The organism is Oscillibacter sp. KLE 1728 (assembly GCF_934833455.1).
GTDB lineage: Bacteria > Bacillota > Clostridia > Oscillospirales > Oscillospiraceae > Oscillibacter > Oscillibacter welbionis.
This window is the reverse complement of sequence record NZ_CAKVVF010000001.1, coordinates 33675-49296: the sequence shown is the minus strand read 5'-3', so window position 1 is coordinate 49296 and position 15622 is coordinate 33675. Positions and strand designations below refer to the sequence as shown.

At 65.3% G+C, this 15622-nt stretch carries 18 protein-coding genes; 9 read left to right on the top strand and 9 right to left on the bottom strand.

Annotated elements, in window-relative coordinates; genetic code table 11:
• Window positions 1-236: 236 nt before the first annotated feature.
• The gene (gene fabZ, locus QVE23_RS00285; RefSeq protein ID WP_021748708.1) at window positions 237-668 is read left to right on the top strand and encodes a 3-hydroxyacyl-ACP dehydratase FabZ; all 432 of its coding nucleotides are present in this window, start codon (window positions 237-239) and stop codon (window positions 666-668) included.
• A 50-nt stretch (window positions 669-718) separates the two neighbouring features.
• On the opposite strand, the gene tsaA is transcribed toward fabZ, so the two are convergent.
• From tsaA to QVE23_RS00260, 5 genes are all read right to left on the bottom strand, one after another.
• Window positions 719-1402 (bottom strand): tRNA (N6-threonylcarbamoyladenosine(37)-N6)-methyltransferase TrmO, encoded by a 684-nt coding sequence (gene tsaA / locus QVE23_RS00280; protein ID WP_021748709.1) that lies wholly within the window; start codon window positions 1400-1402, stop codon window positions 719-721.
• A 116-nt stretch (window positions 1403-1518) separates the two neighbouring features.
• Window positions 1519-1851, bottom strand: coding sequence for a hypothetical protein (locus QVE23_RS00275; RefSeq protein WP_256264534.1), 333 nt, complete (start codon window positions 1849-1851; stop codon window positions 1519-1521).
• On the bottom strand, window positions 1838-2512 hold the full coding sequence (locus QVE23_RS00270; RefSeq protein ID WP_021748712.1) for a hypothetical protein: 675 nt from the start codon (window positions 2510-2512) through the stop codon (window positions 1838-1840). The genes QVE23_RS00275 and QVE23_RS00270 overlap by 14 nt, the downstream gene beginning before the upstream one ends.
• Complete coding sequence (locus QVE23_RS00265; RefSeq protein WP_021748713.1) at window positions 2509-2994, bottom strand: hypothetical protein; 486 nt, start codon at window positions 2992-2994, stop codon at window positions 2509-2511. Before QVE23_RS00265 ends, QVE23_RS00270 begins: the two co-directional genes overlap by 4 nt.
• The gene (locus QVE23_RS00260; RefSeq protein ID WP_337466696.1) at window positions 2975-3502 is read right to left on the bottom strand and encodes an RNA polymerase sigma factor; all 528 of its coding nucleotides are present in this window, start codon (window positions 3500-3502) and stop codon (window positions 2975-2977) included. The genes QVE23_RS00265 and QVE23_RS00260 overlap by 20 nt, the downstream gene beginning before the upstream one ends.
• Window positions 3503-3747: 245 nt before the next feature.
• Here QVE23_RS00260 and QVE23_RS00255 point away from each other — a divergent pair, with 245 nt between their 5' ends.
• From QVE23_RS00255 to rd, 6 genes are all read left to right on the top strand, one after another.
• Window positions 3748-4185: a DUF3842 family protein gene (locus QVE23_RS00255; RefSeq protein WP_083491002.1), complete on the top strand. Its 438-nt coding sequence runs from the start codon at window positions 3748-3750 to the stop codon at window positions 4183-4185.
• A gap of 50 nt (window positions 4186-4235) precedes the next feature.
• Window positions 4236-5567 carry a sodium-dependent transporter gene (locus QVE23_RS00250; protein WP_025544978.1) on the top strand — a complete coding sequence of 444 codons (1332 nt, stop codon included), beginning with the start codon at window positions 4236-4238 and terminating at the stop codon, window positions 5565-5567.
• A gap of 1 nt (window position 5568) precedes the next feature.
• Complete coding sequence (locus QVE23_RS00245; protein ID WP_021748717.1) at window positions 5569-6594, top strand: XdhC family protein; 1026 nt, start codon at window positions 5569-5571, stop codon at window positions 6592-6594.
• 97 nt (window positions 6595-6691) lie between these two features.
• Complete coding sequence (locus QVE23_RS00240) at window positions 6692-7195, top strand: deoxycytidylate deaminase (protein WP_256264537.1); 504 nt, start codon at window positions 6692-6694, stop codon at window positions 7193-7195.
• A gap of 43 nt (window positions 7196-7238) precedes the next feature.
• Window positions 7239-9539, top strand: coding sequence for a polysaccharide pyruvyl transferase family protein (locus QVE23_RS00235; RefSeq protein WP_287967399.1), 2301 nt, complete (start codon window positions 7239-7241; stop codon window positions 9537-9539).
• 63 nt (window positions 9540-9602) lie between these two features.
• Window positions 9603-9761: a rubredoxin gene (gene rd, locus QVE23_RS00230; RefSeq protein WP_021748720.1), complete on the top strand. Its 159-nt coding sequence runs from the start codon at window positions 9603-9605 to the stop codon at window positions 9759-9761.
• A 53-nt stretch (window positions 9762-9814) separates the two neighbouring features.
• Here rd and QVE23_RS00225 read toward each other — a convergent pair whose 3' ends face one another.
• The 4 genes from QVE23_RS00225 to dusB all read right to left on the bottom strand — a co-directional run bounded on the left by QVE23_RS00225 (window position 9815) and on the right by dusB (window position 13019).
• Window positions 9815-10330 carry a QueT transporter family protein gene (locus QVE23_RS00225; protein ID WP_119311797.1) on the bottom strand — a complete coding sequence of 172 codons (516 nt, stop codon included), beginning with the start codon at window positions 10328-10330 and terminating at the stop codon, window positions 9815-9817.
• 249 nt (window positions 10331-10579) lie between these two features.
• Complete coding sequence (locus QVE23_RS00220; protein ID WP_287967398.1) at window positions 10580-11440, bottom strand: anti-sigma factor family protein; 861 nt, start codon at window positions 11438-11440, stop codon at window positions 10580-10582.
• A gap of 2 nt (window positions 11441-11442) precedes the next feature.
• The gene (locus QVE23_RS00215; RefSeq protein ID WP_021748724.1) at window positions 11443-12054 is read right to left on the bottom strand and encodes an RNA polymerase sigma factor; all 612 of its coding nucleotides are present in this window, start codon (window positions 12052-12054) and stop codon (window positions 11443-11445) included.
• Entirely contained in the window at window positions 12051-13019 is a 969-nt protein-coding gene (dusB, locus tag QVE23_RS00210; RefSeq protein ID WP_267288553.1) for a tRNA dihydrouridine synthase DusB, read from the bottom strand. The genes QVE23_RS00215 and dusB overlap by 4 nt, the downstream gene beginning before the upstream one ends.
• Window positions 13020-13214: 195 nt before the next feature.
• On the opposite strand from dusB, the gene QVE23_RS00205 reads away from it, so the two are divergent.
• Window positions 13215-15251, top strand: coding sequence for a SpoIIE family protein phosphatase (locus QVE23_RS00205; protein WP_276894586.1), 2037 nt, complete (start codon window positions 13215-13217; stop codon window positions 15249-15251).
• A 77-nt stretch (window positions 15252-15328) separates the two neighbouring features.
• Window positions 15329-15601, top strand: coding sequence for a hypothetical protein (locus QVE23_RS00200; RefSeq protein ID WP_021749096.1), 273 nt, complete (start codon window positions 15329-15331; stop codon window positions 15599-15601).
• Window positions 15602-15622: the final 21 nt, after the last annotated feature.

Sequence of the window (15622 nt, the reverse complement as noted above, 5' to 3'; positions counted from 1 at the left end):
AAGGTCACCCCCATGCTGATCGAGGCCATCAAGGCCGCCAAGGCTGCGAAGTAAGGCACCCCATCTGGAAAATGAGAGAGCCGCCCGGGAGGGCGGCTCTCTTTTGTGATCCGGAGCGCAAATTATCTCTTGCATTTTGCCCTGTCGGCAGTACAATAAAAAGAGGCAGAGCCGTGCCGCTGTCCCGGCGCGGCTTATATACGGAGCGTTTTGCGCGAAAGAGAGGAACCACTATCATGAAGCTTTCCAAAGAAGAGATCAAGGCCATCATCCCCCACCGGGACCCCATGCTGCTGGTGGATACCGTGGAGGAGATGGAGGCAGGCGACCACATCGTGACCACATTTTTTGTGGACCCGGCCCGCGAGATTTTCAAGGGCCACTTCCCCGGTGAGCCGGTGCTGCCCGGCGTGTACTCTGTGGAATGCATGGCCCAGACGGCGGATATCCTGCTGCTGTCCGCGGAGCGGTATGCGGGGAAGATCCCCCTGTTCTTGGGGATCAATAATGTGCGGTTTCTGAAGAAGATCCTGCCGGGAGATACCATCGAGATCCACGCCAAGATGGCTTCCGAGCGGGTGGAGAAGGCCATTGCCACCTGCTCCGCCGAGGTCTACAACCACGGCGAGCTGGCGGTGACCGGCGACGTGACGCTGGCCATGCGCTGAGTGCCCGGAAAAGACGGGCGCCCCGGGAAATATCCCGGGGTGCCTTGCGTTCATTTGATGTCCACGACCTGCAGGCGGTCTCCATCCACGGTGAATCTCACCTCCTGCCCGGCGAAGAGGAAGCCGTACACCCGGTCCGGGTCCTGCTGATACCGGGGACGGGGATCCAAGGCCAACACATCCCGCAGGGCCTCCCGCCGGTCCGGAGGCAGTTGGTCCAGCAGGGCGGGTGGGATTTCCACCTCCAGCGTGGGACGCGCCGGCTCGCTGGCAAAGCCGCCGGCGGCCTCCGGGTGGCAGTCCCCGTAAGGGAGGTAAGGCTTGATGTCCAGGATGGGGGTGCCGTCTACCAGGTCTGCGCCACGGACATGGAGCACCGGGCCCAAGGCGTCCGTGTACGCGATGTGGTCCAGCCGCACAGAGGAGAGGCCGATGGGATTGGGCCGGAAGGGGGAGCGGCTGGCAAAGACTCCCACCCGCTGATTGCCTCCCAGCCGGGGCGGCCGGACTGTGGGGGACCATTCCGGCCGCTGGGACTGGTGAAAGGCCCAGATCAGCCAGATGTGGGAGAATCCCTCCAGCCCCCGCAGGGCGTCAGGATTGCGGTAGGGCTCCTCGAACACCACGGCGGCCTCCAACGCGTCCACCAGACCGCTCTGACGAGGGACGCCGAACTTGGAGCCGAAGTCGCTGCGGATGCGGGCGATGGGGCGCATTTCAAACGAATCAGACATGAGGATTCTTCCTTTCTGCGGCAGGTATTTTCTCCATTATACCGGATTTTCCCGGGAAAACCAAGAAGAAAGGGTAAGGCCCCGGTGCAATGCACCGGGGCCTTCGCAGACCCGTATCAGTAGTGGATGACGGCCTCCGGGTGGTACACCAGGCACCAGGCGATGCCGAAGAACACCAGCGCTGCGGTGACCAGGACGAAGCAAAGCACCATGCCCACCCAGTCGTAGCGGATTTTCCCGCCGGAGCGGCTGGCCAGCAGCACCTCCACGCCCAGACAGACCAAGATCAGGGGCGAGAGCTGCAGGGCCAGGGTCAGATCCAGGGAGGGGAAGAACATGCTCACCAGCATCAGCGCACCGCAGATCACCAGCACGGCGCCGAAGGTGAAGGTGCCCACCCGGCGCTCCCGGGCCGGACGGGATTCCGGCGTCTGCTCAGGGCTGTTCATCACGGTGGGCCTCCTCTCCCTCCGGGGCGTTTCCCGCAGCGGAGCGGTCTGATGCAACGTCTTCCGCCCTGGCCTCCGCCGGATCGGCGGCGCAAGCCCCGGCCGCGCTGGAGGCAGGCGGCGCAAAGGGGGGGATCTCGTCGTCAATGGGCGTCTTGTCCTTGGGGCCCCGGATAAACCACAGGCCCAGCAGGATCACCAGCACGGTGATGACCAGGCGGGGCAGGCCATAGCGCAGCAGTCCGTAGAGCCACTCCCCGAACCAACCGAAGAAGAGACCGCCCAGCTGGCTCAACAGTATGTCGTAGAGCATATAGACGCCAACTACCACCAGCGCCCAGCCGATGAGACTGTGACGCTTGCGCAGCAGCTCTCCCAGCCGTTTGCTGTCCATATCGGACAGGCCGAAGAGGAAGGCGTCCTCCGGCGCGGTGCCGGCGGCCAGCTGGCTCCGGAGCGCATAGCTGTCGAAAAAGGCATACAGCCAGATCACCGGCAGAAACAGCGCCAGTGCCCCCAGAAAGAAATAGGTGGAGGCAAAAAGGATCAGGCAGAAGGCCAGCAGCAGGGACAGGCCCCGCTTCATATAGCCCTGATACATCTGTCCGCAGCCGGAGAGGCAGGAAGAGATGAAGAGCAGGAATCCATTTCGATGGGTCATGGGTGTGTACCTCCTTGTGTCAGATCATTCCGCGGCGAGACGCCGAAATTGTCAAATAGGCCGGAGAAGCCGGAGAGGGCCTCCTCCCACGCCTGTGGCCAGGCGTCGGTCCACTCTGTCAGGGCAGTGCCCGCCCGCTCCAGAAGCGAGGGCGCAGTGGAATGCACCCGTCCGGACAGGTTTCCGCTGCCCCACAGCAGCGTCAGGGCCAGGGTCACTGCCGCCGCGGCCGTGGCGTACCGGCTGACGCCAAGCTGGACGGCCCGCTGCCGGATCCGGCGCCGCAGGCTCTCCCGGCAGGAGCGGGCGGGGGTCAGCATCGGTCCCTCAGACAGCAGCTCTGTGTACCGCTGGAGGCACTGGTCGCAGTAGGCCAGATGTTCCGCCAGCTCCAGGCGGTCCAGCTCCTCCAGGCAGTCCCCCCGGACAAGGGCGGTCAGGGCCGCGTCCGTCAAATGCCCGTCAGGGCGAAAGCATGTCATCGTTCCCACTCCTTTCCAATGCCTCCCGAAGCATCCGCTTGCCCCGGGACAGCTGTGTATGGATGGTCTTTACCGGCCGGCCCAGCGCCAGGGCCGCCTCCTCCGGTGTCTTTTCCTCCAGCAGGCACAGCCGGCACACCGGCTGGTAGGGCTGGCGCATATGGAGGATCAGGTCCCGGATTTCAGCTGCAGCCGACCTGCGCAGGACCGTCTCCTCCGCAGGGGGAGACAGCCCCGGCGGGATATTGTCCTCTCCCGGCAGCAGGGTGTGGCGCTGATAGGCGCTCTGTAAGTAGTCCTTGGCCTTGTTGGTAGCCACGCGGCACAGCCACTGCCGCTCATAGCCGGGAGGGATGGCGTCCTGGTGGAGGTAGGCGGACAGGAAGGTCTCCTGGGTCAGGTCCTCGGCCGCGGCAGCGTCCCGCACCAGCTGGAAGCAGACCGTGTAGACCAGCCGCTCATACTGGACCACCAGCTGGGAAAAGGACGCGTTTGTCAGTTTGTTCACGCCGTGCCGCCACCTCCTTTTGTCGTCCGACATCTATCATACGGGACTGCGGGCCGGATTTCTTCAACATCTCCAAAAATTTTTTGGCACGGTGGTGCGCCTCCCATTGTAGCTGCCATGCGGGAAAAATACAAGGGTGGGCGCAGGCGCTCTGCAAGGCGCGATGGACGCTGCGGAAGAAGTTGACAAGCGGGGGCGGAATGGGTATGCTGAAAGGGAGATCTGAAAATGGAGGAATGGAGAGAATGATGCGTGGGGAACTGCTGGTAGCCGTGGTGGACGGCCAGGGCGGCGGCATGGGCCGGGGCCTGGTGGAGGCTGTGAAGAAAAAGTGGCCCAGTCTCCATGTGCGGGCGCTGGGGACCAACTCTCTGGCCACCGCCGCTATGCTGCGGGCGGGGGCGGACGACGGCGCCACCGGCGAGAACGCCGTGGCGTTCAACGCCCGGCGGGCGGATATCCTGCTGGGGCCCATCGGTGTGCTGACGCCCAACGGCTTGCTGGGGGAGGTCTCTCCCCGGATGGCGGAGGCCATTGGCGGCAGCGAGGCGGTGAAGATTCTGCTGCCCTCTCAGCGATGCAGCATCCGGCTGGCCGTGGGGGAATCCCAGCCGCTCCAATTCTATCTGGACCAGGCAGTGCGCCTGCTGGGTGAGGAGCTGCAAAAGCGGGGCGCCGGCTGACGCGCGCCGCGGCGGGCCGCCGCAGTTTTGAGAGAAGAGAGGAAAAAATCATGGAACAGACAAGACGGGACAGCTTTCGGTCCCGCTGGGGATTCAAGCTGGCCTGCATTGGCTCCGCGGTGGGGATGGGGAACATCTGGCTGTTTCCATCCCGGATGTCCGCCTACGGCGGGGCCACCTTCCTGATCCCCTATGTGATCTTTGTGGTGCTGATTGCCTCCACCGGCGTCATCGGCGAGATGGCCTTCGGCCGGGCCGCATCCGGCGGACCCGTGGCGGCCTTCGGCACGGCGGCAGAGAGGCGCACAGGCCGGCGGGGCTGGGGCGAGGCTCTGGGCCTCATCCCGGTGGCGGGCTCTCTGGCCATGGCCATCGGCTATTCCGTGGTGGTTGGTTGGATTTTGAAGTACGCCGTGGCGTCCTTTACGGGCGCTGCGCTGGAGAACCAAGGGGTGGAGGCATTCACCGCCTATTTCAACACCGCGGCGTCCTCCTGGGGCAACACCGGCTGGCAGGTGGCCGCTATGGCGGGCACGCTGCTCATCATGGCCCTTGGCATCGGCGGCGGCATCGAGCGGGCCAACAAGGTGATGATGCCCCTGTTCTTCTGCCTGTTCGTGGGGCTGGCCATCTACATTGCCACCTTGCCCGGCGCGGCGGACGGCTACCGCTACATCTTTGTCCTGAAGCCGGAGGGACTGCTGGACCCCATGGTATGGGTCTACGCTCTGGGACAGGCGTTCTTCTCTCTGTCGGTGGCAGGGAACGGCACCCTGATCTACGGGTCCTACCTCTCCAAAGAGGCGGACGTGCCGGAGTCTGCCCGGACAGTGGCGTTCTTTGACAGCATGGCCGCGATCCTCAGCGCCCTGGTCATTATCCCGGCCATGGCCACGGCGGGGGAGACCCTGACCCAGAGCGGCCCTGGCCTCATGTTCATCTACCTGCCCAACCTGTTCCGGGAGATGCCGGGAGGCCGGATCCTCATGGCGGTGTTCTTTGTGGCGGCGCTGTTCGCCGGGGTGACGTCCCTGGTGAACTTGTTCGAGGCTCCCACCGCCACCCTGCAGGAGAAGCTGCACCTCAGACGGGGGACTGCTGTGGCGGTGATCGGCGTCGTGGGCCTGGCCGTGGGGCTGTGCATCCAGGGCATCGTCTCCGGCTGGATGGATGTCTGCTCCATCTACGCCTGTCCCATCGGCGCGCTGCTGGCGGGGGTGTTCTTCTACTGGGTGCTGAAAAAGGAGGACTGCTTGGTTCAGGTGAATCTGGCCCGGCGGCGCCCTCTGGGCCGCTGGTTTTACCCGACGGCAAAATATCTGTACTGCGGCGTGACGGTACTGGTCCTGATCCTGGGCGCTGTGAACGGAGGAATCGGCTGATATGCGGGAATTTTTCAGAGAGATCGTCCACGCTCTGGAGGAGGGGCGTCCGGTGGAGCTGGTGAGCATCGCCGCCTCCGACGGCTCCACCCCCCGAGGGGCCGGGGCCATGATGGCGGTGTTCCCCGGCGGCGGGATCACCGGAACCATCGGCGGCGGAAACGTGGAGTTCGAGTGCCAGCGCCTGGCGGCGGAGCTGCTGGAGCGGGGGGGCGACGCCCTGCGGCAGTTCCGCTTTACCCTGGGAGACGCCGCCAGCCTGGGCATGGTCTGCGGCGGGGGAGTGACGGTGCAGTTCCAGTACCTCCCCGCGGGAGAGCAGAGGATCATCGCCGTTTTGCGGGATCTGATCGAGGCGGACGGCGGAAACCGGGACACCTGGCTCCTGCGGCGGATCGAGGGGGAGCAGGTGACGGCCATGGGCCTGGCAGACCGGACCGGGCCCCGTCATCTGGATATCCTGCCGGAGGAGCTGGAGCTCCTGTGCGGGAATCAGGCGGTCTTTGCCCGGAAGTGGCTGTCCATCCCGGTGGTGAAGGCCGGGCGGACCTATCTCTTCGGCGGCGGACATGTGTCTCAGGCCCTGGTGCCGGTGCTGGCTTCCCTGGGCTTCCGCCCCGTGGTGTACGACGACCGGCCGGAGTTCGCGGACCCGGCGCTGTTCCCCAAAGCAGAAAAGACCCTCTGCGGGGACTTCGCCCGGCTGTCCGAACAGGTGACGGTGACGCCGGAGGACTATGTGGTGGTGATGACCCGGGGCCATCAGGCGGACTACGAGGTGCTGACTCAGGTGCTGCGCAGCGGCGCCAAATACCTGGGCTGCATTGGCTCCAAGAGGAAGCTGGCCCTGTGCCGGGAGCGGCTGCTGGCGGCGGGGTTCACAGACGAGGAGTACGCCCGCCTTCACGCTCCCATCGGTTTGGCCATCGGCGCCCAGACGCCGGAGGAGATTGCCGTGTCCGTGGCCGCAGAGATGATCGCCGTGCGGGCGGGGCTGGAGAACGGGCTCCGGCGCCCCCTGGGGTGACTTCCAACAGAAATCCCTTCCAGAGTGGGGAGAGTTCTTGCAAACTGCGGCGGCATCATGATACAATAGAGGAACTCGATAGAAAGAGGTGTCGCCCATGGACCGGATCAGCAAAGCCAACTACTACCTGGATATCGCCCAGACCGTTCTGGAGCGGGCCACCTGCCTGCGCCGGGTCTATGGGGCCATCATCGTGAAAAACGACGAGATCATCTCCACCGGCTACAACGGTGCGCCCCGGGGGCGGGCCAACTGCGTGGATCTGGGCTACTGCTCCCGGGAGGCCATGCAGGTCCCCCGGGGAGAGCGGTATGAGCTGTGCCGCAGCGTCCATGCAGAGGCGAACGCCATCATCTCCGCCTCCCGGCGGGACATGGTGGGCGGCACGCTGTACCTAGTGGGCCGGGACGCCCGGACCGGGGAACTGCTGGGAGATGCCACCTCCTGCTCCATGTGCCGGAGGCTGGTCATCAACGCCGGGCTGAAAGAGGTGGTGATCCGCCGGACCGCCACGGCGTTCGACGTGGTGGATGTGGCGGACTGGGTGGCGGAGGACGACCTTCTGGCACCCCGGGACGCCGCCATTCTGGACAGACAGTGACCCGCCCGGCGGGATATCCGGACTGCGGAAAGGAAGACACTTGGTGAAAACAGGACTGCTGACCTTTTACCATATCCATCACTACGGCGCCATGCTGCAGGCTTACGCCACGGAGCGGGCGGTGGCGTCCCTGGGGAGCGAATGCGAGATCATCGACTACTACGTGAACCAGGACAATACCCTGTTCCAGCGGCCCACTGGCCTGGGAAGCGCCGCCCATGACGCCCACACCGCCCTGCACTATGGCCCGCTGAAGGCCCGATACGAGCGGTTTGAGGCATTTTCCCGGGAGAATCTGAACATTTCCGGCCGCCGCTACCAGAGCCTGGAGGAGCTGCGGCAGGCGGAGCTGCCCTACGATGTGCTGCTCTCCGGCAGTGACCAGATTTGGAACCCGAAGATCTTCCCCGACGGCCGGTTCGACCCGGTGTTCTTCGGGGCCTTCTCCCACAAGCGGAAGATCGCCTATGCCCCATCCTTCGGCATCCCCCGCATCCCGGACGGCATGGAGGAGGAGCTGCGGACCTATCTGGAGTCCTTCTCCCACTTGTCCGTCCGGGAGCGGCAGGGGCAGGGCATTGTCCGGGACATCACCGGGAAGGACGTGCCGGTGGTGCTGGATCCCACGCTGCTGCTGGAGAGAACGGATTGGGCGGCCGCGGCCAGGGACGGAGGCGCGGGCCGGGGCTATATCCTCTGCTATTGCATCAGCCGCCCCGACGCCCTGGCACCCTATATCCGCCGCCTGGCGGAGGAGACGGGGCTGCCGGTGGTGCAGCTGTGCGGCGTACGCCAGAAGGTCCACCCCAAGGCCCGCTGCATTCTCAGCGCCGGTCCGGCGGAGTTTCTGGGTCTGTTCCGGGATGCCGCCTATGTGTGCACCAACTCCTTCCACGGAACGGTGTTCTCCGTCCAGTTCCAAAAGCCCTTCTTTACGGCGGTGGCACCGGCAGAGATGGCTGCGCCGGAGAGTTCCCGGACCTTCAGCCTGTTGAGCCGCCTGGGACTGGGGGAGCGGATCATCGGCAAGGGAGATACCGCGGACCTGACGGCGCCCATCGACTGGGCGGCGGTGGGGGAGCGGCTCGGCCGGGAGCGGAAGTTGTCCCTGGACTATCTGCGCTGCGCCCTGGAGGATCGGCCCCATACACCGGAGGAGGCGCCTGTCAAGGCAGAGGAACGGCCCTTGCCCCATTTGGCAGACCACACCCACTGCACCGGCTGCACGGCCTGCGCCAGCGGCTGTCCCAAGGACGCCATCACCATGGAGCGGGACCGGGAGGGCTTTGCCTATCCGGTGATCGACGGAGCGGCCTGTGTGCGGTGCGGGCACTGCACGGCGGTGTGCCCCGTCCTGCGGGAGCGGCCTCAGAGCTCCATGCCCGCTGTATTCGCGGCCTGGAATAGAAACGATGAGATCCGAAGAGACTCCACCTCGGGCGGCGTGTTCACCCTGCTGGCGGAGTATATCCTGGAAAGCGGCGGCGTGGTCTTTGGCGCCGCCTTTGACGGCAGCCAGCATCTGCGGCACACCGCCTGCTTCCGCAAGGAGGAGCTGTGGCGCCTGCGGGGCGCCAAGTACGTCCAGAGCGATCTGGAGGGCGTCTTTCGGGAGGTGCGGCGCTGGCTGGACCAGCGAGCAGTGCTGTTTTCCGGCACACCCTGCCAGGTGGACGGGCTGTACCGCTATCTGGGCGGACGGCCGGAGAATCTGACCACCTGCGACCTGGTGTGCCACGGCGTGCCCTCTCCCGGCGTGTGGGAGGACATGGCCCGGAGCCTGGAGGCGCGCCGGCAGCAGCCGCTGCAGGCGGTCCGTTTCCGCAACAAGGTCGCCGGATGGAAGGACAGCCATTTTACCGCGGTCTACGGCGACGGCACCGTGGATACCGCGCCGCTGTTCCGCACGGAATACGGCCGGGCCTTCGGCCGGGCGCTGTTCCTGCGGCCCAGCTGCTACCGCTGTCCCTACGCCTCCATGACCCGGGTGGGCGATCTGACACTGGGGGATTTCTGGGGCCTGCGGCCGGATGAGCTGCCGGACCAGCAGGAGAAGGGGATCAGCCTGCTGTTGGTGAACACCCCCCACGGCAGCCACATTTTTGACCAGCTCCCGCTGGCCAAGCAGCCATTCCCGCCGGAACGGGCCATTGCCGGAAATCCCCGGCTGGCATCTCCCATTCCCCTGCCGCCGGAGCGGACGGCATTCTTTGCCGCCTACGCCCTGGAGCCCTTCGACCAGGTGCGCCGGGAGTTCTGCCGCCTGCCGCCGCTGCCAGTACGGGCCGCCGGCCGGCTGCTGTCGCCGGAGGTCAAGGCGGCCATCCGGAAGAAGCTGAAGTAAGCACTGTCTCCACCGGAATCCAGGCGTGTATCGCCCGTTTATAACAGAAGGAGGATCTTTCAAATGAAACAGTACGAATGCGATCTCTGCGGCTATGTGTATGACGAGGCCGCCGGCGATCCGGACAACGGCATCGCCCCCGGCACCAAGTGGGAGGACCTGCCCGCCGACTGGGTGTGCCCCCTGTGCGGCGCCGGAAAGGACGAGTTCACCGCTAAGTGAAAAGAAGTCCCGCGTCCAACGGACGCGGGACTTCTTTTTTGCGCAGAGTGGCATCAGATGCGGGAAGAGGCTATCCGGCCCTTCAGTGCGGGGACTCTGGGCAGGACCCGCAGCAGCAGGGAGCCCAGAATGAAGCAAGCGGCGGCCTCGCCGATCCCCACGGTCAGGGAGTTGAAGGCGAACGCGGGCCAGAAGGCGGCACCCTCCTGGGTGGAAAACCAGGCGATCTCCGCACCTACCAGCACCATATTGCAGATCACCGGCGGCAGGGGCGCCAGCGCCCTGTGATGGAGCTTCGATGTCCAGAGCGCAGCCAGCAGGGTGGCCGCCGTACCCACGATCCAGTCCAGAGGAATGGGAGAACCCAGGAGGTTGGCCAGGAAACAGCCGACGGTAAGACCGGGGATGGCCTCCGGGAACAGGAAGGGCAGGACCGTCATGGCCTCCGCCACCCGGAACTGGATGCCGCCATACTGGGGAATGGGCAGCAGCAGCGTCAGGGCGGCGTAAATGGCGGCGATGATACCGGCAGCGGCCATCTGCTGTGTGGTGAATCTGGGTTTGGACATAAAAGAAAGACCTCCTTGAATGATGTCGGAGGCCTTTGATACGAAAACGCAGCAAAACGCCCGTGGTAAGGTACGGGCAACCTCCATTTTTTTGTTTAGAGAACGGCGATTGACGAAGACCGCCGAACGAACGCCCAGTGTCGGACGCTTGGACAGGGAGATGGCACCTGTCGAAATAATATTATATCACAAGCTTTCAAAAAAGGGAAGAGGGACGCCGCAAAAAATTTTGGCGTCCCTTCTGCTTTTTTAACCGGGAATCACGTGGACCAGAATGGTTCCGTCGGCCTCCGCCTCCTCTGCGGTGGCGGCGCCTGCAATGGCCAGCCCCTGCTGTTCCAGCTGCTGCAGCAGAGCGGTATATTCGGCGGCGGTCAATTCGTAGACCAGAGTCCCGTCCGATTCAGAGATGGGCGTATAGCTGTCCAGCAGGCTTCCGGCCTCCTCCGCCGTCAGCGTCAGGCTGGGGGATTGGATCGCGAAGGTGGCCGGGGCCGTCTCCGGCACATCGGCAGAACTCCCTTCCCGGGGCAAAATGCTGCTTTTGGAATCGGAGGCGGGAGCAAGCTGGTCCTGTGTGCCGGGCGCAACGGTATCCGCCTCCGGCGCGATTGCCTCAGACACAGTGGAATCCGGGACGTCTGCCGTGTCCTCGTCGGACTGGGTTGCATAGGCCGTGGCGGCGGTGTCCTCCTCAACGCTGTCCACGTTGGGCACAGCGGCCTCTGCTGGGGCCGCAATCTCTGCATGGGATTCCGGATGGTCCGTCACAGCGGTGCCGCCGGGGCGGGGCAGGCCGGAGACGGCCAGCACCACGACGGCACAGCAGGCGGCCAAGGGGAGCAGCGTCTTTGCCCACCGGGGTCTCCGGCGCTTCCGGGGGGCGGCGTCCGCCCGGATGGCAGCCATCACGCCTGCGGCGAAGCCATCCGGCACAGGGGTATCCTCTGCCTCGGGAAACGCGTCCCGTATGGCCAGCGCGGCCTGGACATAGGCCCGGCAGCCGTCACAGGTATGCAGATGCTCCCGCACCCGGGCGGTTTCCTCCGGGGAAAGCTCTCCGTCGATATAGGGGTCCAGCAGGGCCGAAAACTCCTTGCAGTATGTCATTGTCAGCCCTCCTTTTCTGTTCCTTTAGACGCCGGCAGCGGAGAAAAGTTCCCGCTTTTCAGCAAAAAATTCCGCAGCTGTTTCCGGGCCCGGCTGATCCGGGATTTCACGGTGCCCACATCCAGAGAGAGGGAGTCCGCGATTTCATCATAGCGCAGCTGGTGAATCTCCCGGAGGATCAGCACCTCCCGGTGCTCCGGGGACAGGGCGGAGAGGCCCCGCTCAATCTCTTCCCGCAGCTCCTGCCGCTCCGCCGCGTCCTGGGGAGAGGGCGCCGGATCGGGCACGTCCAGATTCAGCTCCTCGTCATCCAGGGAGGGGCCGGCCGAGGCCCGGCGGCGGCCATCACGCCGCAGCAAGTCCACGCAGGCGTTGGACACCAGCCGGTACAGCCAGGTGGAGAAGCTGGCCTCTCCCCGGAAGAATGCCAGCCCCTGCCAGGCGGCGAGAAACGCCTCTTGGGCGGCCTCGGCGGCATCCTCGGGATTCCCGCACATCCGCAGCGTCAGGGCGAACACCCGTTTCTCATACAGATGGACCAGCGCCTCGAAGGCGTCCATATCCCCGTCCCGGGCGGCGGAGACCAGCTGCTGTTCCCGCGATTGCTCGTTCATCTCAAATCCCTTTTGATTCCTTTCGTCACCCGATACACGTCTTCCAGCGTGTTCATCTGCACGATCTGTTCCTTGTAGTAGCCGGAGTGGGACACGCCCTTCAGATACCAGCAGTAGTGGCGGCGGGCCTCCAGCACGGCTACCCGCTCGCCCTTGGACGCGGCGGCCAGCTCAAACTGCCGTACCGCTGTGTCGCACCGCTCCGCAAGCGGCGGCAGGGGCGGGATGGGCTTGCCCTCCAGCGCGGCTTTGGCCTGCTGGAACAGCCAGGGGTTGCCGAAGCACCCGCGACCGATCATGGCCATGTCCGCCTTGGTGTGCTGGAGAATGCGGACCGCGTCCTCCGGCTTCCAGATATCGCCGTTGGCGATCACCGGGATGGACACAGCCTCCTTCACCGCCCGAATGCAGGTCCAGTCCGCCTGACCGCTGTACACCTGGGCCCGGGTCCGGCCGTGGACCGCCACGGCGGAGGCCCCTGCCTGCTCCAGGATTCTGGCGAACTCCACGCAGTTGCAGCTGCCCATGTCCCAGCCCCGGCGGAACTTGGCGGTCACCGGCACAGAGACGGCTTTCACCACTGCCTCCATGATGCGTCCGGCCTTTTCTGGGTCCTTCATCAGGGCGGCCCCGTCGCCGTTGTTGACGATCTTGCCCATGGGGCAGCCCATGTTCAGGTCCACCACATCCGCCCCGGAATGCTCCAGGGCGATCTGGGCTGCCTCTGCCATGCAGACCGGGTCACTGCCGAAGATCTGCACTGCCGCAGGGTGCTCCCCGGGAAACTGCTGGAGCAGGGACAGGGTCTTCTTGTCGTGGTAGCACAGGGCCTTGGAGGAGATGAGCTCCGTGATGGTATATCCCGCCCCCAATTCCGCGCAGATCTGGCGGAAGGCGACGTCCGTGACCCCGGCCATGGGGGCCAGGGCCAGGGAGGAGTTGATGGTAAGCGTGCCGATGTTCAAGGCGGGCCGTCCTTTCCAATGAAAACATGATAGTTTATCATACCATATCCGGCTGTAAAAGTCCACTATGGGCATCCAGCCCGGAAATGGCGCGGCTTTCTTTTCCCGACGGGATTTTTTCCACACAGCCTGTAAAATAGTGGAAAAAACCAAAGAGGCCGTGGACTTCACGGCGGAATACAGGAGGGACAAGCTGTGGGGCACAGGGACATGATATGGAGCCGGCACCAGCCGGCACAGCTGCTGGCCTGGGGCATCCGATTTTTTTTGGCGGCGGCGCTGACCGCCACCCAGACGCCGGGGGATTACGCGCCCTTTGCCCTGGGGTGCGTGGCGGCCTGTGGGCCAGGGGCAGGAGGGATCGCCGCCCTGCTGGGCGCTGGCGTGGGAGCGGTGCTGTTTCTGGACTTTTCCGGTGCGCTGCCCTTTTTGGCCGCTGCGATTTTGATCTTTACCACCGCGGCGGCCTTTCAGGGGCTGAAGCTGCTGGAGGGACCGCTGTTTCACCCTCTGGCAGGGGCGGGACTGTTTCTGGCGGTGAGCGGCATCTACGTGCTCCAGTCCTTGTCCCCTCTGCGAAACCTGGCGCCCTGCCTTGCGGCGACGGCCCTGGTAGGCATCTCCGCATGGTATTATCAGCCCCTGCTGCAGGCCGGAGGGGAGCGGCCGGAGCCAGATAGTCTGCTGTTTCTGGCAGGCTCCATTCTGCTGGCGCTGGTGGACGTAGAACTGGCCGGTGTCTCCGTGGGGCGTTCACTGTTGTGCCTGCTGCTGGCCTACACCGCCTATCAGCGGGGGGCCATGACCGGGGTAGCCGCCGGACTGGGGGCGGGCCTGGCGGCGGACTTCTGTTCCGGCCGGGGCGGCGTCCTCTTCGGGGCGGCCTATGGTCTGGCGGGCCTTCTGGCTGGGAGCCGCAGCAGCGGAAGGCGGATCTGGGCGGCGCTGGCATTCTGGGGAGCGGCGGCCCTGGCCGCCCTGCCGGCGGGCCTCTCCACGCCCCTGCTGCCGGAGGCCGCGGTGGGAGCGGTCCTGTTTTTGATGCTGCCGGGCCGGGCCTTCGGCGGCAAGCGGGTGATGCGGGGAGAGACACCGGAGTTTCCCGCCGCGCTGGAGGGGATGCGCGCCCAGCTGACCCGGATGGCCGCCGCCCTGCGGGCCCTGTACGACAGCATGGGCAGGGCAGCCCCGGTGTCCACGGAGGAGAACCCGGCGGTGGTCTTTGACCGGGCGGCAGAAAAGGTGTGCCGGGGCTGCGCCCTGTGCGAGCTCTGTTGGCAGAAGGAGTACACCGGCACCTTCAACGCCCTGAACGACGCCACGCCCTTCCTGCTGGAGCGGGGGCGCGCGCTGGCCAAGGACTTTCCCAGCTACTTCGCGGACCGGTGCATCCACCTGCCGGACTTTCTCACCGCCGTCAATGGGGAGCTCTCTGCATTCCTGCTGCGGCGGCAGTACCGGCGGCAGCTGGAGGAGACCCGCCGCAGCGCCAGGGGCCAGTACGCCCAGCTCAGTGAACTGCTGACCGCCACCGCTGCCGGTTTGGGGGAGGTCCGTGCCACAGCAGGGGAGGCGGATCTCTGCCGCATTGGCGCGGCTCTGCGGCCCAAGGAAGGGGAGACGGTCTGCGGGGATACGGTGGTCTCCTTCCGCACGGAGGGAGGGCTTCTGTGCCTGCTGCTGGCGGACGGCATGGGCAGCGGAGAGGCAGCCCGGCGGGAGTCCGCCCTCACCTGCCGTCTGTTGGAGCAGTTTTTGCAGGCGGGCATCGAGCCGGAGGCGGCCATGAAGACCCTGAACGCAGCCATGGCCCTGCGGGGCGCGGAGACCGGAAGCTTCACCACCATTGATCTCATCACCTGCAGACCGGAGACGGGGGAGGCGGCCTTCTTCAAATACGGCGCGGCCCCCAGCTATGTGAAGAAGGGGGGCACTGTCCGGCGGATCACCGGCGGGACCCTGCCGGCGGGTCTGCGGGGCGGGGCGGCGGCTCCGGATGTGACCCGTGCCACACTGGAGCCGGGAAGCTTTGCAGTAATGGTCAGCGACGGGGTGGCAGACCCGGGCCGGGACGAATGGCTTCAAAACCTGCTGGCCGGCTGGGATGGAGAGGATCCGCAGACCCTGGCGGGACTGATCCTCAGCGAGAGCGTCCGGCGGGAGAATCTTCAGGACGACTGCGGGGTTCAGGTGCTGTATCTCAGCCGGGAGAGCGGTGTGAAAAAGGTGTGAGAGGCGGTATAAATTTTCCCGCGCTGAGACAAAATGGAACCATCTAAATTCTGTGAGAGGCAGGAGGCGTAAAGCGGATGGTGAAAGGCATTTCCAGACGGGTCGTGGTGGTGGATTCCCCGGACCAGCGTTTTTTTGAGCAGGCGATCTTCATCGTGCGGAACGATGCGGCCGGCGAGGGCGTCACCGCCCGGGAGCTGGTGGAGGAGGCCCGCCGGGTGGCGCGAAACTATGCCGGCGGAGACCATGGGCGGTTCAGCCGGATCTGGCGGGATCTTTCCCCGGCGGTCTACACCCTGATGGGCGCTGCCGGGATCGGCTTGGTGTGGCTGACGGTGTGGCTGATCTGAAAACAGCGCGGAGTCCGATTC